26 protein-coding genes are annotated in these 25075 nt (G+C 64.0%); 14 read left to right on the top strand and 12 right to left on the bottom strand.

Translation table 11 applies throughout. The annotated features are described in order from the left end of the window. Positions 1 to 35: 35 nt before the first annotated feature. From AC0L3U_RS20865 to AC0L3U_RS20855, 3 genes are all read right to left on the bottom strand, one after another. Positions 36 to 1871 (bottom strand): caspase family protein, encoded by a 1836-nt coding sequence (locus AC0L3U_RS20865; RefSeq protein ID WP_473363067.1) that lies wholly within the window; start codon positions 1869 to 1871, stop codon positions 36 to 38. Between the two features lie 5 nt (positions 1872 to 1876). Beyond that, on the bottom strand, positions 1877 to 3721 hold the full coding sequence (locus AC0L3U_RS20860; protein WP_473363011.1) for a caspase family protein: 1845 nt from the start codon (positions 3719 to 3721) through the stop codon (positions 1877 to 1879). Positions 3722 to 3887: 166 nt separating this feature from the next. Then, positions 3888 to 5795, bottom strand: coding sequence for an acyl-CoA synthetase (locus tag AC0L3U_RS20855; protein ID WP_473363010.1), 1908 nt, complete (start codon positions 5793 to 5795; stop codon positions 3888 to 3890). A gap of 259 nt (positions 5796 to 6054) precedes the next feature. Here AC0L3U_RS20855 and AC0L3U_RS20850 point away from each other — a divergent pair, with 259 nt between their 5' ends. Together AC0L3U_RS20850 and AC0L3U_RS20845 are read left to right on the top strand one after the other, a co-directional pair. Further along, positions 6055 to 7149, top strand: a complete 1095-nt coding sequence (locus AC0L3U_RS20850) for a SecDF P1 head subdomain-containing protein (protein ID WP_473363009.1) — start codon at positions 6055 to 6057, stop codon at positions 7147 to 7149. 272 nt (positions 7150 to 7421) lie between these two features. Next, entirely contained in the window at positions 7422 to 8228 is an 807-nt protein-coding gene (locus AC0L3U_RS20845) for a Crp/Fnr family transcriptional regulator (RefSeq protein ID WP_456769230.1), read from the top strand. An 18-nt stretch (positions 8229 to 8246) separates the two neighbouring features. On the opposite strand, the gene AC0L3U_RS20840 is transcribed toward AC0L3U_RS20845, so the two are convergent. After that, on the bottom strand, positions 8247 to 8888 hold the full coding sequence (locus AC0L3U_RS20840) for a glutathione S-transferase family protein (protein ID WP_473363008.1): 642 nt from the start codon (positions 8886 to 8888) through the stop codon (positions 8247 to 8249). 66 nt (positions 8889 to 8954) lie between these two features. Continuing rightward, the gene (locus AC0L3U_RS20835; protein ID WP_473363007.1) at positions 8955 to 9503 is read right to left on the bottom strand and encodes a cytochrome b; all 549 of its coding nucleotides are present in this window, start codon (positions 9501 to 9503) and stop codon (positions 8955 to 8957) included. A 172-nt stretch (positions 9504 to 9675) separates the two neighbouring features. Here AC0L3U_RS20835 and murI point away from each other — a divergent pair, with 172 nt between their 5' ends. The 8 genes from murI to AC0L3U_RS20795 all read left to right on the top strand — a co-directional run bounded on the left by murI (position 9676) and on the right by AC0L3U_RS20795 (position 15179). Further along, the gene (gene murI / locus AC0L3U_RS20830; protein ID WP_473363006.1) at positions 9676 to 10473 is read left to right on the top strand and encodes a glutamate racemase; all 798 of its coding nucleotides are present in this window, start codon (positions 9676 to 9678) and stop codon (positions 10471 to 10473) included. A 61-nt stretch (positions 10474 to 10534) separates the two neighbouring features. After that, positions 10535 to 11308 (top strand): HpcH/HpaI aldolase family protein, encoded by a 774-nt coding sequence (locus AC0L3U_RS20825; protein WP_106944481.1) that lies wholly within the window; start codon positions 10535 to 10537, stop codon positions 11306 to 11308. Between the two features lie 74 nt (positions 11309 to 11382). Next, positions 11383 to 11766: a cupin domain-containing protein gene (locus AC0L3U_RS20820; RefSeq protein WP_473287772.1), complete on the top strand. Its 384-nt coding sequence runs from the start codon at positions 11383 to 11385 to the stop codon at positions 11764 to 11766. A gap of 104 nt (positions 11767 to 11870) precedes the next feature. Then, the gene (locus tag AC0L3U_RS20815) at positions 11871 to 12638 is read left to right on the top strand and encodes an acyltransferase (protein WP_473363066.1); all 768 of its coding nucleotides are present in this window, start codon (positions 11871 to 11873) and stop codon (positions 12636 to 12638) included. A 195-nt stretch (positions 12639 to 12833) separates the two neighbouring features. Next, a complete protein-coding gene (gene rpsD, locus AC0L3U_RS20810; protein ID WP_007602315.1) occupies positions 12834 to 13451 on the top strand; it encodes a 30S ribosomal protein S4 in 618 nt (205 codons plus the stop codon). Between the two features lie 113 nt (positions 13452 to 13564). After that, on the top strand, positions 13565 to 13795 hold the full coding sequence (locus AC0L3U_RS20805) for a hypothetical protein (RefSeq protein ID WP_473347738.1): 231 nt from the start codon (positions 13565 to 13567) through the stop codon (positions 13793 to 13795). Then, positions 13774 to 13959 (top strand): type II toxin-antitoxin system RelE/ParE family toxin, encoded by a 186-nt coding sequence (locus AC0L3U_RS20800; protein ID WP_473363005.1) that lies wholly within the window; start codon positions 13774 to 13776, stop codon positions 13957 to 13959. The genes AC0L3U_RS20805 and AC0L3U_RS20800 overlap by 22 nt, the downstream gene beginning before the upstream one ends. 152 nt (positions 13960 to 14111) lie before the next feature. Then, entirely contained in the window at positions 14112 to 15179 is a 1068-nt protein-coding gene (locus AC0L3U_RS20795; RefSeq protein ID WP_473363004.1) for a threonine aldolase family protein, read from the top strand. A 122-nt stretch (positions 15180 to 15301) separates the two neighbouring features. On the opposite strand, the gene AC0L3U_RS20790 is transcribed toward AC0L3U_RS20795, so the two are convergent. Genes AC0L3U_RS20790 through grxD form a run of 4 tightly spaced genes read right to left on the bottom strand, consistent with a single transcriptional unit; the run spans position 15302 to position 18780 of the window. Continuing rightward, positions 15302 to 16564 (bottom strand): serine hydrolase domain-containing protein, encoded by a 1263-nt coding sequence (locus AC0L3U_RS20790; protein WP_473363003.1) that lies wholly within the window; start codon positions 16562 to 16564, stop codon positions 15302 to 15304. A 1-nt stretch (position 16565) separates the two neighbouring features. Continuing rightward, the gene (locus AC0L3U_RS20785) at positions 16566 to 17852 is read right to left on the bottom strand and encodes a serine hydrolase domain-containing protein (protein ID WP_473363002.1); all 1287 of its coding nucleotides are present in this window, start codon (positions 17850 to 17852) and stop codon (positions 16566 to 16568) included. A gap of 46 nt (positions 17853 to 17898) precedes the next feature. Further along, positions 17899 to 18450, bottom strand: a complete 552-nt coding sequence (locus AC0L3U_RS20780) for an O-acetyl-ADP-ribose deacetylase (protein ID WP_473363001.1) — start codon at positions 18448 to 18450, stop codon at positions 17899 to 17901. Between the two features lie 3 nt (positions 18451 to 18453). Then, entirely contained in the window at positions 18454 to 18780 is a 327-nt protein-coding gene (gene grxD / locus AC0L3U_RS20775) for a Grx4 family monothiol glutaredoxin (protein WP_063995769.1), read from the bottom strand. 241 nt (positions 18781 to 19021) lie between these two features. On the opposite strand from grxD, the gene egtB reads away from it, so the two are divergent. Next, the gene (egtB, locus tag AC0L3U_RS20770; RefSeq protein ID WP_473363000.1) at positions 19022 to 20320 is read left to right on the top strand and encodes an ergothioneine biosynthesis protein EgtB; all 1299 of its coding nucleotides are present in this window, start codon (positions 19022 to 19024) and stop codon (positions 20318 to 20320) included. A gap of 52 nt (positions 20321 to 20372) precedes the next feature. After that, positions 20373 to 21344 (top strand): L-histidine N(alpha)-methyltransferase, encoded by a 972-nt coding sequence (gene egtD / locus AC0L3U_RS20765; protein WP_473362999.1) that lies wholly within the window; start codon positions 20373 to 20375, stop codon positions 21342 to 21344. A gap of 25 nt (positions 21345 to 21369) precedes the next feature. On the opposite strand, the gene AC0L3U_RS20760 is transcribed toward egtD, so the two are convergent. Continuing rightward, on the bottom strand, positions 21370 to 22563 hold the full coding sequence (locus AC0L3U_RS20760) for a low temperature requirement protein A (RefSeq protein ID WP_473363065.1): 1194 nt from the start codon (positions 22561 to 22563) through the stop codon (positions 21370 to 21372). 24 nt (positions 22564 to 22587) lie between these two features. Continuing rightward, positions 22588 to 22824, bottom strand: a complete 237-nt coding sequence (locus tag AC0L3U_RS20755) for a BolA/IbaG family iron-sulfur metabolism protein (protein WP_007602284.1) — start codon at positions 22822 to 22824, stop codon at positions 22588 to 22590. A 212-nt stretch (positions 22825 to 23036) separates the two neighbouring features. Between AC0L3U_RS20755 and AC0L3U_RS20750 the strand changes: the two genes are divergently transcribed. Continuing rightward, positions 23037 to 23396 carry a DUF427 domain-containing protein gene (locus AC0L3U_RS20750; protein ID WP_473362998.1) on the top strand — a complete coding sequence of 120 codons (360 nt, stop codon included), beginning with the start codon at positions 23037 to 23039 and terminating at the stop codon, positions 23394 to 23396. 122 nt (positions 23397 to 23518) lie between these two features. Here the strand turns inward: AC0L3U_RS20750 and AC0L3U_RS20745 are convergent, their stop codons facing one another. Next, positions 23519 to 23692, bottom strand: a complete 174-nt coding sequence (locus AC0L3U_RS20745; RefSeq protein ID WP_007602280.1) for a DUF1328 domain-containing protein — start codon at positions 23690 to 23692, stop codon at positions 23519 to 23521. Positions 23693 to 23882: 190 nt separating this feature from the next. Here AC0L3U_RS20745 and AC0L3U_RS20740 point away from each other — a divergent pair, with 190 nt between their 5' ends. After that, on the top strand, positions 23883 to 25061 hold the full coding sequence (locus AC0L3U_RS20740) for an acyltransferase family protein (protein ID WP_473363064.1): 1179 nt from the start codon (positions 23883 to 23885) through the stop codon (positions 25059 to 25061). The last annotated feature ends 14 nt before the right edge of the window (positions 25062 to 25075 follow it).

Genomic DNA, 25075 nt, shown 5'->3' with positions numbered 1-25075 from the left:
TTTACGCGCTCCACCGCATCAACTTAGCCCGGCTCTCAATTGCACACCTCGTACGACCCACCGGCGGCCGCGTTTGAGGCGGCCCTGCCGGGGATAAGCCCATTGACGAGCCGGCATCCTTTCTGCACTGGACGACAGCCCGCCGAATTGCAGAATATCTGTCCGCTTGCCTCGGGCTTGGACGGCGAAGATTCGGTTGCCTTCCGGTCCTGGTCGCGCCTCCTCGAATCCTCGCGCGTCGCGACCGGCTTCTTTTCCTGGATCTTCTCGCATTCATTGTCCTCGCCGACGTGATAGCCGGCGCGGCAGGTGATCTTCGCGCATTGATCGCCGTCGGCCTTGAAGCCGAAATTACACACCAGCGGGCAGACGCGGCCCGGCTTTGCTTTTAACGCATCGAGAGCGTCAACGCTTGCAAGCTTCGCGTCGAACTGGGTGCCGGCATATTTGTTGAACAGCGTCAGCGAGCGCTGCGACGCGGCGTTCCAATCGCCGTCGGCGGTAGACGAAAGGCAACCGACACGGCGCAGTTCGCTCTGAACGGATTTCGCGAGATCACCGGGCGGCGGGGAACTTGGCGGCGGCGACAGCGCGGCCACTTTCCTGCTTTCGGCATCAGCCGCCTGCTTCTCCGCCGCCTGCTTCGCTGCGGCCTCACTCGCCGCCTTCTCAAGCGCCCGCTTCTCCGCCAGCGACTTGGCCGCGGCAGCTTCCGCCGCCTTTCGATCTCGTTCGGCCGCCTCCGCCTTGGCCTGCTCGATCTGCTTGGCTTTCTCGGCCGCGATCCTCGCCTCTTCCGCGGCTTTGGCAGCTGCGGCGGCTTTCTCCTGCTCGGCCTTCTGGGCTCGTTCGGTCGCGAGCCTCGCCTTCTCCTGTTCGGCCAGACGCGCCTTCTCTGTCGCCACCGTGCGATCCTCCTCGGCGGCGATCTTCTTCAACTGCACGCGGGCGAGGTTGGCGTAAAAGCCGTCCGGATAGGTCTGGAGGAATGCTTCCCAGGCCTCGCGCAGGCCGGCCTGAAGGGCAAGCTCGTAGTCTTTGCGCACACTGTCCTGCGGATTTGCCTGCGGACCGGCTGCGGCGGCCGGCCTTGCCGGCACCAGCGGCACATCGCTGCCACCCAGAGAGCCATAGACATACGGCTCCTGCTTGTTGCCGGTCTTCTTCAAGACGTCGTCACGGACAAATCCGAACGCCTTGCGCAAATCGAGCCCGGGCTTCGGCAGATGATCGGTCAGCGCGACGGCGAACGGGCTGTTCCGGGAGTCGCCATCCGACGCCGTCGATCCCGCCTTGGCCGCAAACGCGATCATCGTGTTCGGACTGGTGGGCTCGACCTTGGCAAGCCCGCCGCCAATCGCGCGCGAGGCCAGGGTGCGCTTCATCGTCTTGGCGAAGGGATTGTCGCGGCACGCATCGAGGATGACGAGACGGAGTTGTTTGGCCGGTTCGACCGCGTACAGCGCGCGATCGAGCGCGATCGTCTCATCGAGGACGTCGCCGTCGGTTTCCAGCATGGCATCGGTCGGAACGAGATAGTTGCTGCCGTCCAGCTCGATGCCGTGGCCCGCATAGTAGATCACCGCCATGTCGGCATCGCGCGTCCTGGCCGCGAACTCGCGTAGCGATCGCCGCATTTCGCTGGCATTGAGGTCCAGCCTGATCTCGACCGTATCGAAGCCCGCATTCCTGAACATGCCGCCGACCAGCCCGGCGTCGTTCACCGGGTTCGCGAGCCGGGGCGCGTTCTTGTAGGCGGAATTGCCGATGACGAGCGCGACGCGCTTGTCGGCGAGGGCAGAGCCACAGCTCGCAAGGATAAAAAGAATAAGAACTTTAAGCCCGAGGGTGCAGTTTCGGAAGGCTGACATCGCCATCAGTTACACACTTCACCGGTGACCTTGACGCTGGCGTTGCTGGGATTGGGAACCAATCCCAGCCGGCATCCCTTAGCAACCGGCCTGCATCCTGCGTTGTTGCAGATCATCTGCCCGGACGCTTGCGATTTCGGTGCGGCAGATTCTGCGTCCTTCCGGTCTTGGTCGCGCCTTCTCGGCTCGTCGCGGGCGGTAGGCGCCGGCTTCTTCTCCTGAACCTTCTCGCACTCGTTGTCGTCACCGACGCGATAGCCGGCGCGGCACGTAATTTTCACGCATTGATCGCCGTCGGCCTTGGAGCCGAAATTGCAAATGAGCGGGCAGACCCGACCGGGCTTGGCTTTCAGGGCATCGAGCGCGTCGACGCTTGCGAGCTTTGCGTCGAATTGGGTGCCGGCATATTTGTTGAACAGGGTCAGCGAACGCTGCGAGGTGGCGCTCCAATCGCCGTCAGCGGTGGCGGACAGGCACCCGACGCGGCGCAATTCGCTCTGCACGGATTTTGTCAGATCAGCCGCCGACAATGTGGATGCCGGCGCGGGCGAAAGGGCTGCAACTTTTTGCTCGACCTCAGGCATCTGCCGATCGGCCACAGGCTTTGCCGCCTGTTCCGCCTTCTCGGCGGCCTGCTTGGCGGCAAGCTCGGCCTTCGCTTTCTCCGCCGCCTGCTTCTCGGCCTGTGCTTTCGCCGCGGCGGCTTCGGCCAGCTTGCGCTGCTGCTCCGCCGCGTCGGCCCTTGCCTGCTCGATCTGCTTTTGCTTCTCCGCCGCGATCCGGGCCTCTTCGGCCGCCTTGGCCGCCGCGGCCGCCTTGTCCTGCTCGGCCTTCTGGGCGCGTTCGGCAATGAGCCTTGCCTTCTGCTGCTCGGCCGCATTCGCTTTTTGCTCGGCCGAGGCGCGCGTCTCTTCGGCGGCTATCTTGTTCATCTGGCCCTTGGCGAGATTCGCATAGAACCCCTCGGGATATTGCGCCAGGAACGCTTCCCAACCGTCGCGCGTGGCAAGCTGCAGCGCGAGCTCGTAATCCCTGCGAATAGAATCCTGCGGATTGGCCTGCGGACCGGTCGCTGCCGGCTTGGTCGCGACCAGCGGCACATCGTCGCCGCCAAGCGAGCCATAGACATAGGGCTCCTGCTTGTAGCCCGTGCTCTTGAGCACGTCGTCGCGCACGAAGCCGAACGCCTTGCGCAAATCGAGGCCGGGCTTCGGCAAGTGCTCGACCAAAGCGACGGCGAACGGGCTGTTCCTGGAGTCACCGTCAGACGCGGTCGAACCGGCCTTTGCGGCGAAGGCGATCATGGTGTTGGGGCTGGTCGGCTCGACCTTGGCAAGCCCGCGACCGATCGCGCGCGAGGCCAGCGTCCGCTTCATGGTCTTGGAAAATGGGTTGTCGCGGCAGGCATCAAGGATGATCAGGCGCAGCTGCTTGGCCGGCTCGACTGCGAACAGCGCGCGCTCGACCGGGATGGTTTCGTCGAGCACATCGCCATCCGTCTCCAGCGTCGCGTCGATCGGAATAAGATAGTTAGTGCCTTCCAGCTCGATGCCGTGACCGGCGTAATAGATCACCGCCATGTCGGCATCGCGGGTCCTGCCGGCGAACTCACGCAACATGCGCCGCATCTCGCTCGCACTGAGATCCAGCCTGACGTCGACGAAATCAAATCCGGCCTTCTTGAACATGCCGCCGACCAGAGTGGCATCGTTGACGGGGTTGCCGAGCTTGGGCGCGCTCTTGTAGGCGGAATTGCCGATAACAAGCGCAACCCGCCGGTCTGCATGTGCCGGTCCGCAGGCAAGGCCAATGGCCAAAATCAACAAAGCAAATAACCGAAACGGAATCACTTGCGTCCCCCCGGATGCAATTCCATGAGACTATTCGGTAGCATCGCCGATTGCCAATTCTTCCTATGTGATGCTTGTCACATAGGGAGCTCTATCGGGGGTATGGCTAATGCGGCGAAGCGTCGCCCTGCTTTCGAGCTGACACCGAAGCCGTCTGTTGGGTACGTTACATTTGCAGCACCTCGTGGCGCATCACGAACGGTGCAAGCAATGCGTGCACCTCGCGCGCAACCGCCTCGCGCTGATCCGCCGGCAGGCCCGCCAGCGTCACGGTGGCGATCGAGCCGTGGCTGCCGTGAGCGCCGACCCTGACCTTGCAGTCGATGCCGCGCTCGGCAAGCGGTGTCAGCACCTTCGTGAACACGCGCTGGGCTGCGTCCCAGCGCAGCTGCGGCTTGAACACTTTGCCGACGCCGGTCACCGGCATCGGATCGATCGGGATGACCTGCACCGGGACAGCCGCGCGCTCCGGAGTACGCTCGCGCACCCATGTCTCCAGCTCGCCCGGTTCGACGGTCGCGCCGGGCTTCAGCTGCACATACCCCACCGGCAGTTCGCCGGCATAGGCGTCGGGCTGACCGACCACCGCGGCAAAGCCGACGGCGGGATGCCGGAACATGATCTCCTCGATCGGTGCCGGATCGATGTTGTGGCCACCGCGGATCACGAGATCCTTGGCGCGGCCGGTGATCCAGAGATAGCCGTCGGCATCGAGCCGGCCAAGATCGCCGGAATTGACCCGGACCTCGTCGACGAAGGCACCCTTGTTGTGCTCGTCGTTGAGATAGCCGCCGAACACGCCGGGCCCGGCCATGATAACGACACCGATCTCGTCCGGCGCGCAGTCGCGGATCAGCTTGCCCTCGCCATCGAGCTGGACGATGCGGACTCGCGCATAGGGCATCGGAAGGCCGACCGAGCCGAGCCGGATCGGGCGCGACGGATAGGCCAGCGTGTGAACGCTCGAGGTCTCGGTCATGCCGTAGACCTCGACGACAGGCAGCTTGAGCTTGTCCTGGATCGCAGACCCCACCGCGACCGGGATCGCGGAGCCGCCACCGGCTGCATATTTCAGGCTGGAGATGTCGGCATTCCCAGGCGGCACCGCGAGCGTTGCGGCGAGCACCGTCGGCACGCTCGACAGCGCCTCCGGCTTGAAGCGCTCGACCAGTTGCCAGATGTTCTTGACCGCATTCGGATTGCGCCATCCGCTCGGCGACAGCACGACCAGCGAGCCGCCGGCCGACAACGTCGTCAGCACCTGGGTCAACGAGCCCCCGACGTGAAACAGCGGCATGCCGAACAGCATGTTGGCGCCCGGCTTCGACTTCAGCAGCAGATTGAGCGCCCAGGCTTGATACACTTGGTTGGCATGCGTGTGCCGCACCAGCTTTGGCGTGCCGGTGGTGCCGCCGGTGTGGAAATAAGCGGCGACGTCGCTGCCCAGAATCTTGCGGCCGCTGATAAGGCGGTCCGAAGGCTGCTGCTTGATCAGGTCGTTGAAGGCAAGGATTCCGCTCGCTGGATCGCCAGCACCGAACACCTGCACGATCGCCTTGAGGTGCTTGAGTTGTGGCCTGATCTGCTCGACTTTCTGCCAGATGTCGGTGCCCGGCATCGGCCCGAGCGCCACCAGGACTTTTGTGTTCGCGGCCTCCAGAATTTCCGCGATCTGGTGCGGCTCCAGGAGCGGATTGACGGGATTGGCGATGCCGGCGGCCTCAGCCCCGAACAGCGTTACGAAGGCGTCCGGCACCAGCGGCAGCATGAAGCTGACGACGTCGCCCTTCTCGACGCCGAGCGCGTGAAACATGTTGGCGGCCTGCGTGACGCGCGCGATGAAATCACGGTACGTCACCACGACCGGCGTGTCGGCGGGATCGGCGTTTTGCAGGAACTGGAGCGCCGGCCCGTCGGGGTTAAGGGCCGCACCCAGCCTGATGGCATCGTAAGTGCTCTCGGCCGCGACGCGATCGGCGTAAGGGACCTGCTCGAAGGCTCGAACCTCTGCGTCCGTTGCCAGGTCCGGATAGTCGTTGCCGATGAAGCGATCGAGCGCGTGGATGCCCGCCATGGAATTCCGTCCTCCCTCAGATGCATGTCCCCGCGCCCTGTCTTTTGACTTTTTGGGTTGGCGAGACCTCGACCGATGGCCGGCCGAGCACGGGAGAATGATCGATGATTTGGCGTTCGTCCATGACCTAGCGGCCGCCGTAATCGGGCTCTGGTGAGAGGCATTTGAACCTGCGCGCCCGATCCGGGGACCAAGAACTGGCATTGGACTCACATGCCGGTGTCCTTGCCAGCGCCCTGGCGCAAGACTTGAGGTGATCATGACTACGCTCCCGCGGGATTGCGCTACCCGGCTGCTCATCGCGCTCGCCGTGACAGCAGGGATCATGACATCGGTGCTCGCCCTGCCCCGCGCGGCACACGCCGAGGACGGCCAGATCGACAAGATGCGCGCCAAGATCTCGGCCTTCATCAGCGACAAGATGGAGAAGCTCGGCGGGTCACGCATCGTCTACAAGGTGGACACCGATGGCCTGCGCGAGAGCGTCGTTACGGATTTGCGCGACGACGTCTACAAGAACCTGCGCGACGGCAAGATCGCCTTCTCCGGCCTTGCGATCCGCGACGGCGGCGTCGAGTTGAAGATTGCCGACGTCAAGGGCCGCGAGCAACTCGCGCGCAAGCTCGCGTCGGCCGCGGAAGGATTGCCGTCGCATGCACTGGCCGTGACCGACGGCGGCGACGGACTGGTCAGGCTCGCGCCGACCAATGCGGCATCCGCCACGCGGTTGCACGAACTCGTCGAAGATGCCATCGCCATGATCGAGCAGCGTCTGAAGGAGGCTGGCGTCCAGCTCGCCAGCGTCCAGCCCGATGGCACCGACCGCATCCGAATCTTCCTGCCCGGTGTGATGGAGCCCGAGCGCGTCACCGCAGTCTTCGCCCGAAGGGTCAAGGTCGGCTTCCGCCTGATCGACCTCTCCATGCCGCCGGAGCAGGCGCAATCCGGCACGCCGCCGACAGGCACGGAAGTCCTGCCCGGCTTCAAGGACAAGAGCCTTTATCTGGTCGCCAAGGACAGCGTGCTCGACGGCGACGACATCAGCTATGCGGGCCCGGGGTTTGCAAGCGCCACAAAAGAGCCGATCGCCTCGTTCCGCTTCAATGGCCGCGGCACGCGGCGCTTTGCCCATATCACCGAAGAGAACATAGCAAAGCCCTTCGCCATCGTGCTCGATGGCAAGGTGATCTCCGCCCCCGTGATCCGCGAGCCCATCACCGGCGGCTCGGGCCAGATCTCCGGCAATTTCACCCTGGAGGAAGCAAACAGCGTCGCCATGCTGCTGCGCGCCGGTTCGCTGCCGGGGCACCTCGGCCTGGTCGAGCAGCAGGTCGTGCCGCCCGCCAAGCCCTGAGGCGGGGGATCGCCCCACGCCCCGGTCCCGCCCGCCCCGTCGGCCGCCGAGGTCCAGCACGCCGAGGCTCGTACCCGGCGGCCCCCGAATCGCGGGCGCGCCACGGCCATACGCACCGCCAAACAGGCAATTGCCGAAACGCCCGATCAGGCTAAAATTTGCCTCTTGCGGCACAGCGGCCGAACGCTTCATTCAAGCGGTCGTCGTTCGATTTCGGCTATAGGTGTCGAGAAGACCGACCGTGACTGAAGGCCTTACGCGGGGATAGTACCATGCCGTCCGGCAGCGCAGACATTTCGTCGATCCTCGACCGCATTCTCGAGGCGGCGACGGATAACCTCAGGATCGCGAAGATCCTGGTCCAGATGGGCCTCGATCCGAACAACGTCACCTATGACTCTATCTTCAATCGGATGCTGGAGATCTTCGTCCAGAACATCACGCTGGCCAATATGTTTGCCGCGGTCGGCGCCGGCTTCTTCGTCGCCACCCTCCTGATGCGGACGATGGTTCCGTTGCGCGTCGCCAATATGGTCGGCTGTGCGTTCTTCGCCGTCTTCGGCGCGCTCTCTGCCAACGTCTCGACCTTCCTGCTCTATCTCCTGCTGCTACCGATCAACGCCTTGCGCCTGCGGCAGATGCTCAAGCTCGTCAAGAAGGCGCGCCATGCCGCCGAAGGCGACATGTCGATCGAATGGCTCAAGCCGTTCATGACCGAACGGAAATATCGCCGCGGCGACACGCTGTTCAAACTAGGCGACCCAGCCAAGGAGATGCTCCTTACGGTCACCGGCAAGTTCCTGGTCAAGGAGATCAATATCGAGATCATGCCGGGCGCGCTGATGGGCGAGCTCGGCTTCCTCACGCCGGGCAACCGGCGCACAGGCACGATCGAATGCATCGAAGACGGGCAGGTGCTGACGATTACCTATGACCGGTTGCTCGAGATCTACTTCCAGGATCCGCAGTTCGGCTACTACTTCCTGGTGCTGACCAGCCAGCGGCTACTGCAGAACATCGAGCGCCTCCAGGCGCAGCTGGCGTCGGAACGGGCGGCCACCACGAACAGGATCGCGTGATCGAGTGCGCGCCGCCGTTCAGTTCAAGAGCAACGCCATGCCCGGATCGCCCTTCTCCATCGCACGCCGATAGCCCGCCCGCGCGCTGATGCGGCCGAGATATTTGACCACGTTGGGACAGCGCGACACGTCATAGGGCTGGAAGTAGCGCATGGTGGTGAGCGAGAACAGCGTCATGATGTCGGCGGTCGTGAAGGCGCTGCCTGCAAGATATTCCGCCTCGCGAAGCCTTGCGTCGAGAAGATCGTAGGCCCGATCGAGACGCCCCTTCATCGCGAGCAGGGTCGGATTGTCCTTGGCGAGATCGAGCCGGCTCAGGATCATCATCCGCCCCATGCCGGGTTGCAGGGTGCCATTGGCGAAATGAAGCCAATACAGAAATTGCGCGAAGGCGGGATCAGTGGGACCGAGCACGAGTCGGCCGTTGCCATATTTTGCAACGATGTAGTCGACGACCGCGCCGGATTCCGCGAGCACCAGCTCGCCGTCGGTGATCACCGGCGCCGCCCCGATCGGATGCAGCGCCTTGTACTCGGCCGGAGCCAGCATGGTGACGGGATCGCGCGTATAGCGCTTCAGCTCGTAGGGAATCCCCAGCTCCTCGCACAGCCAGACGATTCGCTCGGACTGCGACTTGCCGAGATGATGGACGGTGAGCATGAGGCCTCCTGAAGACATGAAGCAGAACGTGGGATGTGCCACGAGAACGCATAGATGTGGTTGCGACTACGCCTCGTCTGTCACCATCCGCGCCACAACGCGGTCGCGGCGGATGAAGTGGTGCCAGAGGGCGGCGATCACGTGAACCGAGATCAAGGCGAGCAGCACATAGGCAAAGAGGATGTGGCGGTCTTCATAGGCGCCCGCCGCCGCGCGGTCGGGAGCGGTGAATTGCGGCACGTGAAACAGGCCGAAGAAGTCCGAATAATCAGGTGCGTGCGCACCGGAATGCGCCCAGCCGAGCATGGTGACGACGATGACTGCGAGGTAGAGCGCGCCGTGGCTGACATGGGCGGCGACCTTCTGCCAGCGCGAGGTCTCGGCCGGCAGGGCGGGCGTCGGGTTGACGAGGCGCCAGACCAGGCGCAGCACCGTGAGCAGCAGGATCACATAGCCGATATCGGCGTGGATCGAGCGATAGAAGAAGCGGTCGGGACGCGCCGGCATGTGGTTCATCCACCACCCGAAGCCGATCATGCCGATGATGGTCAGCGCCAGACCCCAGTGCAGCCATCGGGAAATGCTGCCCCAGCCGTGACTGGTATTTCTGATCATGTCGGTTCTCCGGAGTTTTGCGGGCCTGTCCCGATCCGCGCCGCAGTCCGGCAGCTGATATCGGACCATGCGGCAATCGCGAAATCGAATCGGTCCAAATTAGCCCTCAACGCCCCTGCCGCAAAACCGCCCCAAAAACCGAATGGTAACCATGTCCGGCTAGAGTGATCACGTGACCAATTCCCTGACGATTCTGGTGTTCGATTCCGGCCTTGGCGGGCTCACGGTCCTGCGTGAGGTCGTGGCCGCGCGCTCCGACGCGCATTACGTCTACGTCGCGGACGACGCCTTCTTTCCCTACGGCCACCACAGCGAGGACGAGATCATCGCCCGCGTGGTGCCGCTGATGGGGGAATTGATTGGCACGCACGAGCCTGACCTCGTCGTCATCGCCTGCAACACGGCATCCACCCTGGTCCTATCGCATCTGCGCGCCGCTTATTCCCTGCCCTTCGTCGGCACTGTGCCGGCGATCAAGCCGGCCTGCGCGCAGTCGAAGAGCCGGCGCGTGTCGGTGCTCGGCACCAAGGGCACGGTGAAGCGCGAATATACCAAGGCGCTGATCCGCGATTTCGCGCAAAGCTGCGAGGTGACGCTGGTCGGCTCGCCCGAGCTGGCCGCGCTGGCCGAAGCAGAGCTCAGCGGCTCTCCCGTTAGCGACGACGCCATCCTCGCCGAGCTCGCCCCGTGTTTCGTCGGCGATGCCGGAGACGCAGGCGCACGCACCGACACCGTGGTGCTCGCCTGCACGCATTATCCGCTGCTGCTCGACCGGCTGAAAAAGCTCGCGCCCTGGCCGGTCGACTGGATCGATCCGGCGCCCGCGATCGCCCGCCGCGTCTCAGATCTGCTCGGCGCGCAGACCAGTGGCATCGCGCAATCCGGCGCCGAGATGATCTTCACCTCGAACCGCGTCCATGGTCTTTCGGCCAAGCTGACGCCGTTCTTCGGCGGCCGCATTCCAGCCTGACCTTGCGCCTCGGCGGCGCGCTGCTAGGCTCCGCCGTCGTCGTTTCCTGCAGGTTCTTCCCATGTCGGTCCCCGCAACGCCGCTCAACCGTCTCCGCCAGCTCTGGCGCGAGGGTCGTCCCGCCTTTGGCGCGATCGCGACGATCCCGAGCGTGCAGACCGTGCAGATCATGGCGCGCTCACTCGATTGGATCATCGTCGATCTCGAGCATGGGCCGATTGGACTGACCGAAGCACATGCGATGATCGCGGCCACGACCGGCACACCGTGCACACCGCTGGTGCGGATCGCGGCAAACGAGCCCTGGCTTGCGAAGGCACCGATGGACATCGGCGCCTTCGGCATCAATTTCCCGATGATCACCAATCGCGCGGAGGCCGAGAAAGCGGTGCGCAGCGTGCGCTATCCGCCACGCGGCGATCGGCTCTGGGGTCCGTTCCATGCACCATTCCGCTGGGGCCAGTCGATGCCGGACTACATGGCCAGCGCCGACGATGAGATGATCTGCATGATCACCATCGAGCACGTCGACGCCGTCAACCGAATCGACGAGATCATGGCCACGCCCGGCATCGACGTCGCCGTAATCGGCCCCGGCGACCTCGCCACCTCCATCAACAAGCGCGGCCAGATGGACGATCCGGAATTGCTGGAGCTGGTGGCGCGGGCCGAGGCCGGCATCCTCAGAAGCGGTGTGCCGATCGGCGGCGTGGCGCGCACCGCAGACCAGGCCAACGCCCTGGTCGACCGCGGCTACCGCGCGATCGCGCTCGGCTTCGACTGGTCGCTATTCCAGCGCGGCATCATGGCGGCGTTCGAGGGGATCAAGCGCTGACGGCAAAGCCGATTGCCACCTTGCCGGGAACTGCTGCGCTGCTAGGCTCAGTCGTTCCAGGGAGGAAAAAAACCATGCTCAAAAAGACTTTGCTCGCTCTCGCCTTCACCGGCCTTGCCGTTGCCGCCTTCGCCCAGCAGCCCGGCATCAAGCGCACCCCGCTCCAGAAGGTCGAATTTCCGGATGGCTACAACACCATCACCGCCATCGCGGAGGTCCCGGCGGGCGGCGCGGCCGGACGCCATACCCATCCGGGCATCGAGACCGGCTACGTGCTCGAAGGTGAACTCAATCTCCTCATCGACGGGCAGCCGGAAAAGACGCTGAAAGCCGGCGATTCCTACCAGATCCCGGCAGGCGTCGTGCATGACGCCAAAGCCCACGGCGACAAGACTATGAAAGTGCTTGGAGTTTACATCGTCGACAAGACCAAGCCGCTCGCCTCGCCGGCGCCCTGATGCGGCGAACCGACCGGCCCCATGCGGGTTGGTTCGTGCTAGAGCAGGCGGCGAGCGGGAACCCGCTCGCTGCACAAACTTTAATCAGGGGAAACAAAAGAGCGATGCGCGGGACGCCCAAGACCATTTCGCTGCCGCGTCGCCTGATTATCGACCTCATGCACGCCTCGATGGGCGTGCCCTTCGTGTCCCTGTCCCGTTCGCTCGATATCGGCCCCCTGCTGGAGGCCCGCGCAGGCGCGATGGCACCAGCCGGTTGGGCGGCCATGTTCGTCAAGGCTTTTGCCCTCGTCGCCAGGGACGAGCCGGTCCTGCGTACCATCTATGCCAAATGGCCCTGGCCGTCGCTTTACGAGCTGCCAAAGAGCGTGGCGTCGGTGGCCATTGCCCGGGTCGAGGGCGGCGAGGAATGCGTGATCCCGCAGCGAATCGCAGCTCCCGAGGCCATGACGCTGGCTGCGGTCGACGCCGAGATCCGGCGCGCCAAGACCGCCCCGATCGACGAAATTCCCATGTTCCGCAAGATCATGCGGGCGACCCGCCTGCCGCTGCCGCTGCGGCGGCTGTCCTGGGCGATAGGACTGAATTTCGGCCGGCAGCGCGGCAACTGGTTCGGCAGCTTCGCGGTGAGCTCGGTGGCCGCCTATGGTGGCGGCGAGCTTCACCCGATCACGCCCGGCCCCTTCATCGTCAGCTATGGGGTGGTCGGGCCTGACCAGACCATCCATGTCGTGATCCGCTGGGATCACCGGGTCACCGACGCCGCCCCAATCGCCCGGGTCCTGACCCGGCTGGAACAGGTCCTGAACACTGAAATCGCTGCCGAATTGCGTGCGGCCGGGTCAAAGCCGATCCGGGCGGTCGGAACGTGAGTCCGGCCATTCGCATTGACAGCGAGCCCCAAATCCTCCTAAAAGCCGCTTGCTCGCGGGCCGATTTCGGCCCGCGAAGCGTTTCGCGACCCGTGGTCCTGTCCCTTAAGCTTTGGGATTGGACCTGTCAGTGCCGGGCTAGCCCGTCACACAGGAGGGCGCGTTTCCTCAAACCATGTACCTGAAGAGGACGCGATGACTAAGCGCAGTGAGGCGAAGTACAAACTCGATCGCCGTATGGGCCAGAACATCTGGGGCCGCCCGAAGAGCCCCGTGAACCGCCGCGAATACGGCCCCGGCCAGCACGGCCAGCGCCGCAAGGGCAAGCTCTCCGACTTCGGCGTGCAGCTGCGCGCCAAGCAGAAGCTGAAGGGTTACTACGCCAACATCTCCGAGCGTCAGTTCCACAGCATCTATGTCGAGGCCAGCCGTCTCAAGGGTGACACCGGCGAGAACCTGATCGGCCTGCTCGAGCGCCGTCTCGACGCGGTCGTGTACCGCGCCAAGTTCGTCTCGACGATCTTCGCCGCGCGCCAGTTCATCAATCACGGCCACGTCAAGGTGAACGGCCGCAAGGTCAACATCTCGAGCTATCTGGTCAAGCTCGGCGACGTGATCGAGGTCAAGGAATCCTCCAAGCAGCTCGCTCACGTCCTCGAAGCCAGCCAGCTCTCCGAGCGTGACACCCCCGACTATCTCGAAGTCGACCATGGCAAGATGACCGCGAAATACATTCGCATCCCGCACCTCTCCGACGTGCCGTTCCCGGTGCAGATGGAGCCGCATCTGGTCGTCGAATTCTATTCGCGCTGATAGTTCGGCAGATCAATCGCTCAAAGGCCCCGGTTTTCCGGGGCCTTTTTGTTTGGGCCAGCCATTCCCATGTCTCAATCCACTTGTGCTATGATTGCAAGTAGTGGAGCTACATGATGACGCGTCTTCTGGAAGAGGCCTTTAACAAGGTTTCCGCCCTGCCTGAGTCAGAGCAGGACGAGCTGGCGCGGACGCTGCTTGAGCTCGCCGGGGTCGATCAGCCTCCGATCCAGCTGACGGCGGCGGAAGAGGCCGATCTCGCCGAGGCCGAAGCTGAAATCGCCCGTGGCGAACTGGCCAGCGCTGACGAAGTTCGAGCGATGTGGGCAAAGCACGGGCTGTGAATGTCCGCTACACAAAGCGAGCACTCGCCCAGATCGACGAAGTTCTGACCTATATCGAGGCGCGATCGCCCCAGGGAGCGAGCCATGTGCGCGACCGCATTGTTGCTCTCATCGCGCTGCTCCAGGCTCACCCTTATGCAGGACGACCGACCACTCGTGCATAGGTCCGTCGCTTGCCGGTCAATCCTTATCCGTATCTGATAGACTATCGTGTGACCGTGACGGAAATCGTTATTATGCGGTTTCGTCACGCCGCTCGCCGTCCACCCAGAACTCGCTGACCGCAAGTGAGTGCCATCCCTTAGGGAGCAAGTTGATGCTCTACACCCCTCCCCTGATCGATCCCAAAGCGCCGCCGGTGCGCATCAATCTGCTGTCGGACACGCAGACAAAGCCGACACCCGCAATGCGCGAGGCGATGGCGCGGGCGGAGGTCGGCGACGAGCAGGTCGGCGACGATCCGACCGTGAACGCCCTGTGCGAGCGCGTCGCCGAGCTGCTCGGCAAGGAGGCAGCCGTGTACATGCCGTCAGGCACGATGTGCAACGTCACCGCGACGCTGGTGCATTGCCGTCCCGGGGACGAGATCCTGGCGCACGAGAGCGCGCACATCATCGCGCGCGAAGGCGGCGCGCATGCCGCGATCGGCGGCTTCCAGGTCACGCAGCTGAAGGGACCCGACGGCCAGTTCACGCCGGAGACCTTTCGCAGAGCGCTGCATCCGCGGACCCGCTACCAGCCGCCGCAGACGGTGGTCAGCGTGGAGCAGACCGCCAATATCGGCGGCGGCACGATCTGGAAGAAAGCCGCGCTCGACGAGATCGTAGCGATCGCGAAACAACATGGCCTCGTCACCCACATGGACGGCGCGCGCCTGCTCAACGCCACTGTCGCGAGCGGCATCTCCCCGCGCGACATGACGGCGGGCTGGGATTCGGCCTGGATCGACTTCTCGAAGGGCTTGGGCGCGCCGATCGGCGGCGTGCTGGCGGGCTCGCGCGCCTTCATCGATGCGGTCTGGCAGTGGAAGCAGCGACTCGGCGGCTCGATGCGACAGGCCGGAATCTGCGCGGCGGCTTGCATCTACGCGCTCGACCATCATGTCGAGCGGCTCGCCGACGATCACGCCAATGCGCGCGCGCTCGCTCGCGGACTGTCGCAGATCGCAGGCGTCGAGGTGCAGGAGCCCGAAACCAACCTGGTGTTCTTCAAGCCCGATGGTGCCGGCATTCCCGGCGACAAGATGGTCGCGGCGCTGCGCCAGCGCGGTGTGACGCTTGCGATGATGGACGGCCGCATCCGCGCCTGCACCCATCTCGACGTCAATGCGAGCCAGATCGAGGAAACGGTCGGATATATCCGCGAGATCGTGCGCGGAGCGTAAACCGAGCAGTCCCGTAGCCCGGGTGAGCGCAGCGATACCCGGGGACTTCACTCGCAGGGATCCCGGATGTCGCTGCGCTCATCCGGGCTACTGCTCTTATCCGGCTGCAAAACAACGGCGGTTCACCGCCCCATCGCCTGGTAGATCAGCGTCTTCAGCGCCAGTTGAATCCGGCCGCGCTGCGTCGGGGTCTGCACCATGAAGATCCCGAACAGATCGTCCTCGGGATCGATGAAGAAGAACGTGCCGCCGACGCCGTCCCAGCGATACTCCCCGAGCGGCCAAGTTGTTCCAGGGGGCACCGAAGTGCGCACGGCGAAGCCGAGGCCGAAGCCGGAAGACCCGCCCGGATAATAGTTCTGGTCGCGTGCGATCTTCGTCTCCGGCCCGATATGATCCGAGGCCATCAGCGCGATGGTCTCCGGTTTGAGATAGCGCCGGCCCTCAAAAGTGCCGCCGTTGAGCAGCATCTGGGCGAACCGGGCGTAGTCGCCGACCGTGCCGACCATACCGCCGCCGCCCGATTCCCATGTCGCGGGCCGCCTGATGTCGCGGACCTGCGTCGTCGGATTGATGTTGCGATCGTCCGGCATCGGCTCGGCGATGCGTGGAAATTTGGCGGGATCGGCGACGAAGAAAGCCGTCTCGGTCATGCCGAGCGGATCGAGCAGCCGCTCCCTTTCGAACTGCAGCAGCGTCTTTCCTGCGATGATTTCGACGACGCGGCCGAGCACGTCGGTGGAATAGCCATAGTCCCACACCGTGCCGGGCTGCTCGACCAGCGGCAGCGTGGCGATCTTGGCGGCGAATTCGGCGTTGGTCAGATTGCTGTTGAAGAGATTGGCGTCCGCGTAGAGCTCGCGCACCATACCGCCGCCGTAATAGCCGTAAGGCAGCCCGGAGGTGTGGCGCAGCAGATCCTTGACCGTGATGGGTCGCTCCAGCGGCTCCAGCGCCAGGGCGACTTTGCCGTCCTCGGCCTTCTTCTCGATGCCGACCTTCATGCCGGCGAAGGCCGGAATGTATTTCGAGACGGGATCGTCGAGCGACAGCTTGCCCTCCTCAACCAGCATCATCGCCATGACTGAGGTAACCGGCTTCGACATCGAGTAGAGGCGGAAGATCGTGTCCGCGCTCATCGAGAGTTCAGTCGCGACGTCGCGGACGCCGAAATTCTGATAGTAGACCGGCTTGCCGTGCTGCTGAAGCAGCAGGATGGCTCCGGGGATCTTGCCGGTGGCGACCTCATTGCGGATGTAATCGGAAACCTTCGCCAGCCCCGCAGGCGAGAGCGTGTGGACCGCACGTCCCTCGGAACCTGCCTTCGCAACGATGCCGCCGGCGAGAAGGACGAGCGCCGCGACCAACGCGCGGCGCCCGAACATGTCAATTCTCCATCGCTTCATAGACCAGCTGCTTCAATGTCCGCTGCACGCGCTGGCGCTCCGTCGGGGTCTGCTCCAGCAGCACGAAGAACATGTCCTGCTTGGGATCGATCACGAAATAGCAGCCGGAGGCGCCGTCCCATTTCAATTCGCCGAGATCGCCGGGCGGCGGCGGTTTGGCGTTGCCAGGATCGGTGCGCACCGCAAGTCCGAGACCGAAGCCGAAACCATCGCCGGGGAAGTAGAAATAATCGCGATCGACGCCCGACTTGGGGCCGATCTGGTCGGTCACCATCAGCTTGAACGTCTCGGGCTTGAGAATGGTCTTGCCGTCGAGGCTGCCGCCGTTGAGCAGCATCTGCGTAAAGCGCTCATAATCGGCCATGGTCGTCACCATACCGCCGCTGGCGAACTGGATTTTCTTGACGACCGTCGGATCGTTGATCCTCCCGACCCGGAAATCGCTGTCGTTCGGCACCGGCTGCGCCAGCAGCTTCTGCTTCTCGGGATCGGTGACGAAGAAGCCGGTATCGACCATGCCGAGCGGGTCGAGCAGCTTCTCCCGCTCGATCTCGATGAGCGGCTTGCCGGCCGCGACCTCCATCACCCGCGCCAGGATGTCGGTGGAATGGCCGTATTGCCACAGCGCGCCCGGCTGGTTGTGCAGCGGAAGTTTCGCGATTCGCTCGGCGAACTCCGCGAGGTCGAAATCGCCGGCATAGATATTGGCGTCGCGATAGGCCTTGCGGACCAGGCTGTCGCCATAGAAGCCGTAGGTGACGCCCGAAGTGTGCGTCATCAAATCGTGCACCGTCATCGGCCGGTTCGGCGGCACGAGCTCGAGCGACTTGGTGCCGTCCTCGGCCTTCTTCTCGACGCCGACCTTCACATTGGCAAAGGACGGAATGTATTTCGAGACGGGATCGTCGAGCTTGATCGTACCTTCCTCGATCAGCTTCACTGCGGCGACGGACGTGATCGCCTTGCTCATCGAGAACAGGCGGAAGATCGTCTTGTCGGTGATCGGTGCCTTGCTGACCGCGTCCTGCACGCCGAAGACTTCGTGGTACACCGGCTTGCCATGTTGCTTGATGAGCACGTTTGCGCCGGCGATCTTGCCGGTCGCGACCTCGTTCTTGAAGAACTCGGTGATCCTCGCGAGCTTGTCCGGATTGAAATGCGCGCCGGCCGGAATCTCGTAGGTGCCCTCCGCCCGCGCGAACGACATCGTACCCAACGACACAAGCGCGGCGCAGACCAGCGCGCGCAGTCCAGACTGTGAAATCATATCCCCTCCCCGGAACATGGCCCGGCGGAGTGTACCGACCGCGTCATCAGGCACAAGGGCCGCCATACCGCGCCAAAACGTCCGCGTGCAGAGCCGCGCTCTTTTCCGAGAAACAACAAAATATGGCGTCGACGACCAGCGGCGCGGCCGGCAGGGCTTCAATGGTGGCATGGACCGCAATCTTCGCCGCTTGGTCGGCCGGAAAGCCGTAAACCCCGGTCGAAATCGCGGAGAACGCCACGGAGGTCAGCTGATTGGCCCCGCAGAGCTCAAGCGCACGGCGATAGCATGAGCCCAGCGCCTCTGCCTCGCCGCGAGTACCGCCGTGCCAGACCGGGCCGACCGCATGGATCACATGGCGCGCAGGGAGAAGGTAGCCTTTCGTGATCTTGGCATCGCCGGTCGCGCATCCTCCGAGCTTCCGGCACTCGGTGAGAAGCCCGGGCCCGGCCGCCCGGTGGATCGCGCCATCGACGCCGCCCCCACCCAGGAGCGACGTGTTGGCCGCGTTGACGATGGCGTCAACGCTCAGCGTGGTGATGTCAGCAACGACGACCTTGAGCTCCGCGCCGCCGATCCGGCGCGTCAGCTGACTCACCTATCAGGCCGCGACAGCGACGCCCTTTTCGGAGAAGAGCTGCTGCAATTCACCAGCCTGGAACATCTCGCGGACAATGTCGCAGCCGCCGACGAACTCGCCCTTCACATAGAGCTGCGGGATGGTCGGCCAGTTCGAAAAGTCCTTGATGCCGTTGCGCAGTTCGGCGGATTCGAGAACGTTGAGGCCCTTATAGCCGACGCCGATGTGGTCGAGGATCTGGACGACCTGGCCTGAGAACCCGCACTGCGGAAACTGCGGTGTGCCCTTCATGAACAGAACCACGTCGTTCGACTTCACTTCGTTGGCGATGAATTCCTCGATGCTCATATCCGTGTCCTTCTGGGGCGGAGCCCACTCCAATCGCTTCGGGCTGGCTCAGCCGATTTAACCCGATCCCTGCCCATATATGTAGCCCAAACCGTTGTGCATCCAAAGTAAAATGGCGGCGAGCGGCCCCTGGGTGGACCGCTCTCGGCAGCCCTGGGCCATTGCATGATGGCACGAATATCATCGCCGGGGAGGACTTTCATACCGTCACGGAGCCCCTATCTAGGACGAACCCGGCGTTTTGGAACCCGACAACGCCAACAACGTTCTCTTGTCCTGTCTGGAGAAAAACGTGACGAAACAAGCCTCCGTTACGGCCAGTCCGCCGCTTTCGTCACCGTCGGTCGATTTGGGCGGCCTTGCCCAGAGGCTGGAGGACGCGTTTCTCGCCGTCCGCGACGAGACTGAGCGCAGGGCCGCGCCGCTGTCGCCGGAGGACCAGCAGATCCAGTCCATGCCGGATGCGAGCCCGACGAAATGGCACCGGGCGCACACCACCTGGTTCTGGGAGCAGTTCGTGCTCAGCGAGCACTGTGCGGACTACCGGCTCTTTCACCCTGACTTCGCTTTCCTGTTCAATTCCTATTACGTCAGCGCCGGCCCGCGCCATTCCCGCAACCACCGCGGTGATATCACCCGTCCGAGCGCCGATCAGGTTGGCGCCTATCGAAAACATGTCGACGCTGCCGTCGTGAAATTCTTCCGCGACGCCGGCGAGGACAAGCTCCGCGAGATCGCGCCGCTGGTCGAGGTCGGCCTCAACCACGAGCAGCAGCATCAGGAATTGATGTTCACCGACATCCTGCACGCCTTCGCGCAGAACCCGATCCCGCCGGCCTATGATCCGGACTGGCACTTCCCGGCGGCAACGCCGGCCAGCGAGGATTGGCTGACGCTGAACGAAGGCATCCACACCGTCGGTCATGTCGATGACAGTTTTCATTTCGACAACGAGAAGCCGGCGCATCGCGCCCTCGTCGGCCCGGTCAAGCTCGCACGCAATCTCGTCACCAATGGCGAATGGCTCGCCTTCATGCGCGACGGTGGCTACCGGACCGCAACGCTGTGGCTGATGGACGGTTTTGCGGCCGTGAACAACGACGGCTGGGACGCCCCCGGCCATTGGCGCGAGATCGACGGCCAATGGCATGTCATGACGCTGGCCGGCCTCAAGCCGGTCGATCCCGACGCGCCCGTCTGCCACGTCAGCTATTACGAGGCCGACGCCTTTGCGCGCTGGGCCGGAAAACATCTGCCGACCGAGATGGAATGGGAGGTCGCGGCCCGCGCCGGCCAGCTCAACGATGCCTTCGGCATCGTCTGGCAGTGGACGCGATCGTCCTACTCGCCGTACCCCGGCTATCGCGCCATCGAAGGCGCGCTCGGCGAATACAACGGCAAGTTCATGGTCAACCAGCTGGTGCTGCGCGGCTCTTCGCTTGCAACCCCGGAGGGGCACAGCCGTATCACCTATCGTAACTTCTTTTATCCGCACCACCGCTGGCAATTCACGGGACTGCGGCTCGCCGACTACGAGTAAAATTCTCATCCGACGACAAATGCGCGCCGGACAGCGCGTTCAGGAGAGTATCATGAATGTGCACGCCAGCGCTTTGGCCGAAGCCCATCTTCCCGACGAACAGACCACCGCCTTTGCCCGCGAGGCCATCGAGGACCTCTCGCAGCAGCCCAAAAAGCTGTCGCCGAAATATTTCTACGATGCGGCCGGATCTGAACTGTTCGAGGCGATCACGCGGCTGCCGGAATATTACCCGACACGCACGGAGCTTGCGATCCTGAAGGAGCGCGGCGGCGAAATCGCGAGAATCATTCCGGAGCACGCGGCCCTGGTCGAATTCGGCGCGGGCGCGACCACAAAGGTCCGACTGCTGCTCAACCACTGCAAGTTCGCGGCGTATGTGCCCGTCGACATCTCCGGTGACTTCCTGACGGCGCAGGCAAACGGCCTGAAGCGGGATTTTCCGTCACTCGGCATCTACCCGGTGGCGGCCGACTTCACCACGCCGTTCGAGCTGCCCAAGGCGGTGGCGACCATGCCCAAGGTCGGGTTCTTCCCGGGCTCGACCATCGGCAATTTCGAGCCGCATGAAGCGCAGGCCTTCCTGAAGAGCGCGCGCGCCATTCTGGGCCGGGGCGCGCAGATGATCATCGGCGCCGACCTCGAGAAGGAAGAGCGCCTGCTCCACGACGCCTATAACGATGCCGCCGGCGTCACCGCGCGCTTCAACCTCAATGTGCTGGTGCGGATCAACCGCGAGCTCGGCGGCAATTTCGACCTCTCCGCCTTCACCCATCGCGCGATCTACAATCGCGAGCGGCACCGCATCGAGATGCACCTGATCAGCAAGAAGAGCCAGACCGTGCGCCTGCTCGGCACCAGCTTTTCGTTCCGCGCGGGCGAGAGCATCCACACCGAGAACAGCTATAAATACAGCATCGATCGGTTTGCGGCGCTGGCGCAAGGCGCGGGCTGGAAAGTGCGCGAGAGCTGGACGGATGCCGCGAAGATGTTCTCGGTGCACGCGCTGGAGGCGGCGGAGTGAGCGCTCCGGCGCCAATGGCGCCGGCTCAATGCTCCTCGGCTTTTTCCGTCGCGGACCCCAGCGAGACCGACTCCCACACCGCAACGACGATCATGATCACCGTCGCGGCGACCGACAGCCATAGCGGGGACAGTTCGGCGGCGAACCACGACAGCGCCGCGAGCGCGATGATGCCAATGCCGTGCGAGAGCTGGAGGAAGCCGCGGATCGCGTGCTTGAACAGGATGGTGCCGACCAGGAACAGCAATGGACCGCCGATCGTGCTCACGATGGTCCTGACATCTGAATGCCCGACCGGATGCTTCAGCACCAGCTCGTCGGAGACCGCGGTCAGGATGATTCCGGCGACGATCGGCATGTGCAGATAGGTGTAGGCGAGCCGCGCCAACCGGCCCGATTCGGCGGATTTCGAGATGCGCTCGGCGCCGGCCTCGGCGCCCTTGTGGAAATAGACCCACCACATCGCGATGCTGCCGACCAGCGCGGAGACGAAGGCCAAAATGTTGTCCGCGGTCCAGTCCAACTCGGCAAAGGTGGCGCCGTTGACGACGACGGCCTCGCCAAGCGCGATGATGACGAAGAGCGAGCAGCGCTCGGCCATGTGTCCGCCCTCGACGGCCCAGGCCTCGACCGACGAGAAGCCAAGCTTCGGGACCCAGAAGCGGACCGCCGGCGAGATGTATTCGATCGTCAGTGCCCCGATCCAGAACCACAGTCGCGCCTCGTCATGGGCGAGGCCGCCGAGGATCCAGAAGATCGCGGAGACCGAGAGCCACGTCAGGATGCGGATCGCATTGTGCCGGACCGCCGTCCGGTGGCGCGGAGTCGCGAACATCCAGAAGGCGGTGCGCCCGACCTGCATCGTTGCGTAGGCGATCGCAAACCACAGGCCCCGCCCCTCGAAGGCGGTCGGGATCGTCGTGGACAGCACGAGGCCACCCAGCATCATCAGGAAGATCAGGATCCGGACCGGCGTCAGCTCGGGATCGAGCCAGTTGGTGACCCAGGCGGTGTAGACCCACACCCACCATACCGCGAGAAACAGCACTGCGACGTGCACCGCACCGAGCGGCGTGAAATGGTGCAGCAGTGTGTGCGAGACCTGCGTGATCGCGAAAACGAAGACCAGGTCGAAGAACAGCTCGGCATTGGTGACGCGGCTGTGCTGGTTCGGCAGGATGACGCGAAACATCGCGCCGCGAGGATTGTCCGCAGCCATCGTCATGCCCCCGTCACGATCGGATCAGGCGCCCGGCACCCCGGTTTGCAGCGCCAGCGCATGCAGCACGCCGCCCATCTGGCCGCGCAGGGACTGATAGACGATCTGGTGCTGCTGGACGCGGGACTTGCCGCGGAAGGTTTCCGAGATCACGGTCGCGGCATAGTGATCGCCGTCCCCGGCGAGGTCACGGATGGTCACCTCGGCATCGGGGATCGCCGCCTTGATCATCGCCTCGATATCGTGGGCGTCCATAGGCATTCGGGTCGTGCTCCTGTCTCGGCTGCAATCAGCCTTTGTCGTCGAATCGCTGCCGGGGTCCGGATCTGCAAAGCCAAACTTGCCGGCGGGGCCAAACTTAGCGTGAACGGCCTTCTACGTCACGCCTTCCGGCACTATATCGGTGATCCGATCTGGATAAAGCCACGACAAAGTGCCGCGCGCGGCAGAGTGATCGAAAAAGGCGTGAAATCATGAAGCTTCCAGGGCCCGACCACCCCATCACCATCACCCCAAATCCCCGGCGCGTCCGCGTCACGGCTGGCGACATCGTGATCGCCGAGACCACCAAGGCGCTGACGCTGAAAGAGGCGAAATATCCGGCGGTGCAATATGTGCCGCGACAGGACGCCAACATGGCGCTGCTGGAGCGCACCGACCGCGTCACCCACTGCCCCTACAAGGGCGATGCGAGCTATTACAGCGTCAAGGCCGACGGCAAGACGCTGGACAACGCGATCTGGACCTACGAGACGCCCTTCCCGGCGATGACCGAGATTTCGGGCCATCTCGCCTTCTATCCCGACAAGGTGAAGATCGAGGAAGTTGGGTAGCTGCCGAGAGTTCGTCATGCCCGGCCTTGTCCCGGGCATCCACGTTCTTGGACAGCGCGGCGAGGCGTGGATGGCCGGGACAAGCCCGGCCATGACGGCAGCGATGGCCGACGCGAGCCCCGCTACGCCCTGAATATCGTGAGCCCCAGGATCAGCAACACCAGGAAGATCGCGACGAACACGTAGAACAGGAAGCGGGCGATGTCGGCGGAGGCGGCCGAGATGCCGGTGAAGCCGAGCACGCCGGCCACGATCGAGACAAGTAAGAAGATCAGCGCCCATTTCAGGATCGTCATCGCCAGCTCCGAAATTGTACCGCTTGTCGCGGTTCCCAAGCCCTTTTGGCGAACGCTAACTTCGTCGCAGGGAACTGGTTCCTAGCGGCAGCGGGCCCTGCGGGCGTCCCAGACGACCCTTGCTGAATCCGGTTCCCGGCGGCAAAGTCCCGCCGGGACGGAAAGCGCGACCGGGGCGGCCACGATGACGATGTCACATTCAGCGACGATCGGAGCAGAGGCGCACGCGGTGCCGACGGCCAAGGCGCGCAATCTGTCGCTCGATCGCGCCCGCACCTTCCTCACGCTGGTGGTGCTGCTGCACCACGCCGTCATCCCCTACACCTATTTCGGGCACACTGATTCGGCGTCCTGGGCCGGTTTCGACGTGGTCGTGCTCGCCACCGACAGCTTCTTCATGGCGATGTTCTTCTTCCTGTCGGGACTGTTCACCTGGCCGGGCATCGCGCGCAAGGCGCCGTCAGTTTTTCTCCGCGACCGCCTGTTGCGGCTCGGGTTGCCGTTCGCGATCGCGGCGTTCACCGTCATCCCGCTCGCCTATTACGCCATCGCGCTGCGGCACGATCCCGGGCTGAGCTTCACGGCGTTCTGGTGGAAGACGATCACGGTTGGCCCGTGGCCGAGCGGCCCGATCTGGTTCGTGTGGGTGCTGCTGGCGTTCGACCTGACCGCGAGCCTGCTCTACCGGGTCTCCGCGCATCTGGTCGATCCGGGCAATCGCGTGTCGCTGCGCGGATTCGACCAGCCGGCCGTATTCTGGCTGCTGCTCGTCGCCGTCACCATAAGCGCCTACGTGCCGGCGCTGCTCTATTTCGGCGGCAGCAAATGGTTCGAGCTCGGGCCGTTCTCGGTGCAGGCAAGCCGCATCCTGCTCTACTTCGCCTATTTCTTCATCGGCGTCAGCGTTGGAGCTGCGAACTTCGATCGCGGCATCCTCAGCGCCGGCGGCCAGTTGCCGAAACAGCGCTGGCTGTGGGTGATCGCCACGCTGATCCCCTACTGCCTGATGTGGGGCATGATCTACATCAAGCGGGAAGTTCTGGGCAATCCAGACCCGCAGCCGCACTGGTACCAGGCCATCTACGGCACGTTCTTTGTGCTGTTCTCAGGCTCGATCCTGCTCGCGATCCTCGCCTTCTTCCTGCACCAGAAGTCGCCGGGACCGAACCTGCTCGACCGCATGCAGGCGGATGCCTACGGCATCTTCCTGGTGCACTACCCGACCGCGTTGTGGATCCAGTACGCGCTGTTCGATTACAGCTGGCCTGCGATCGTCAAGGCCGCGATCGGCTTCGTGCTCACGGTGATCCTGAGCTGGGGCCTGACTGCGGCGTTGCGGAAGATTCCGGGGGCCTCGCACGTGTTGTGAGGCAAGACGCTCGT

Source organism: Bradyrhizobium sp. Kon69, assembly GCF_055807515.1.
This window is presented reverse-complemented; position numbering and strand designations above follow the sequence as displayed.

Coding starts and splice junctions, on each gene's coding strand:
- AC0L3U_RS20815 (WP_473363066.1), top strand. CDS start 11,871: ATGCGCGGGACGCCCAAGACCATTTCGCTGCCGCGTCGCCTGATTATC.
- grxD (WP_063995769.1), bottom strand. CDS start 18,780: ATGAGCATCGAGGAATTCATCGCCAACGAAGTGAAGTCGAACGACGTG.
- AC0L3U_RS20750 (WP_473362998.1), top strand. CDS start 23,037: ATGAAGCTTCCAGGGCCCGACCACCCCATCACCATCACCCCAAATCCC.
- AC0L3U_RS20825 (WP_106944481.1), top strand. CDS start 10,535: ATGTCGGTCCCCGCAACGCCGCTCAACCGTCTCCGCCAGCTCTGGCGC.
- AC0L3U_RS20795 (WP_473363004.1), top strand. CDS start 14,112: ATGCTCTACACCCCTCCCCTGATCGATCCCAAAGCGCCGCCGGTGCGC.
- AC0L3U_RS20820 (WP_473287772.1), top strand. CDS start 11,383: ATGCTCAAAAAGACTTTGCTCGCTCTCGCCTTCACCGGCCTTGCCGTT.
- AC0L3U_RS20865 (WP_473363067.1), bottom strand. CDS start 1,871: ATGTCAGCCTTCCGAAACTGCACCCTCGGGCTTAAAGTTCTTATTCTT.
- AC0L3U_RS20745 (WP_007602280.1), bottom strand. CDS start 23,692: ATGACGATCCTGAAATGGGCGCTGATCTTCTTACTTGTCTCGATCGTG.
- AC0L3U_RS20850 (WP_473363009.1), top strand. CDS start 6,055: ATGACTACGCTCCCGCGGGATTGCGCTACCCGGCTGCTCATCGCGCTC.
- AC0L3U_RS20740 (WP_473363064.1), top strand. CDS start 23,883: ATGTCACATTCAGCGACGATCGGAGCAGAGGCGCACGCGGTGCCGACG.
- AC0L3U_RS20840 (WP_473363008.1), bottom strand. CDS start 8,888: ATGCTCACCGTCCATCATCTCGGCAAGTCGCAGTCCGAGCGAATCGTC.
- AC0L3U_RS20855 (WP_473363010.1), bottom strand. CDS start 5,795: ATGGCGGGCATCCACGCGCTCGATCGCTTCATCGGCAACGACTATCCG.
- rpsD (WP_007602315.1), top strand. CDS start 12,834: ATGACTAAGCGCAGTGAGGCGAAGTACAAACTCGATCGCCGTATGGGC.
- AC0L3U_RS20760 (WP_473363065.1), bottom strand. CDS start 22,563: ATGGCTGCGGACAATCCTCGCGGCGCGATGTTTCGCGTCATCCTGCCG.
- AC0L3U_RS20845 (WP_456769230.1), top strand. CDS start 7,422: ATGCCGTCCGGCAGCGCAGACATTTCGTCGATCCTCGACCGCATTCTC.
- AC0L3U_RS20835 (WP_473363007.1), bottom strand. CDS start 9,503: ATGATCAGAAATACCAGTCACGGCTGGGGCAGCATTTCCCGATGGCTG.
- AC0L3U_RS20785 (WP_473363002.1), bottom strand. CDS start 17,852: ATGATTTCACAGTCTGGACTGCGCGCGCTGGTCTGCGCCGCGCTTGTG.
- AC0L3U_RS20805 (WP_473347738.1), top strand. CDS start 13,565: ATGATGACGCGTCTTCTGGAAGAGGCCTTTAACAAGGTTTCCGCCCTG.
- AC0L3U_RS20755 (WP_007602284.1), bottom strand. CDS start 22,824: ATGCCTATGGACGCCCACGATATCGAGGCGATGATCAAGGCGGCGATC.
- egtD (WP_473362999.1), top strand. CDS start 20,373: ATGAATGTGCACGCCAGCGCTTTGGCCGAAGCCCATCTTCCCGACGAA.
- AC0L3U_RS20790 (WP_473363003.1), bottom strand. CDS start 16,564: ATGTTCGGGCGCCGCGCGTTGGTCGCGGCGCTCGTCCTTCTCGCCGGC.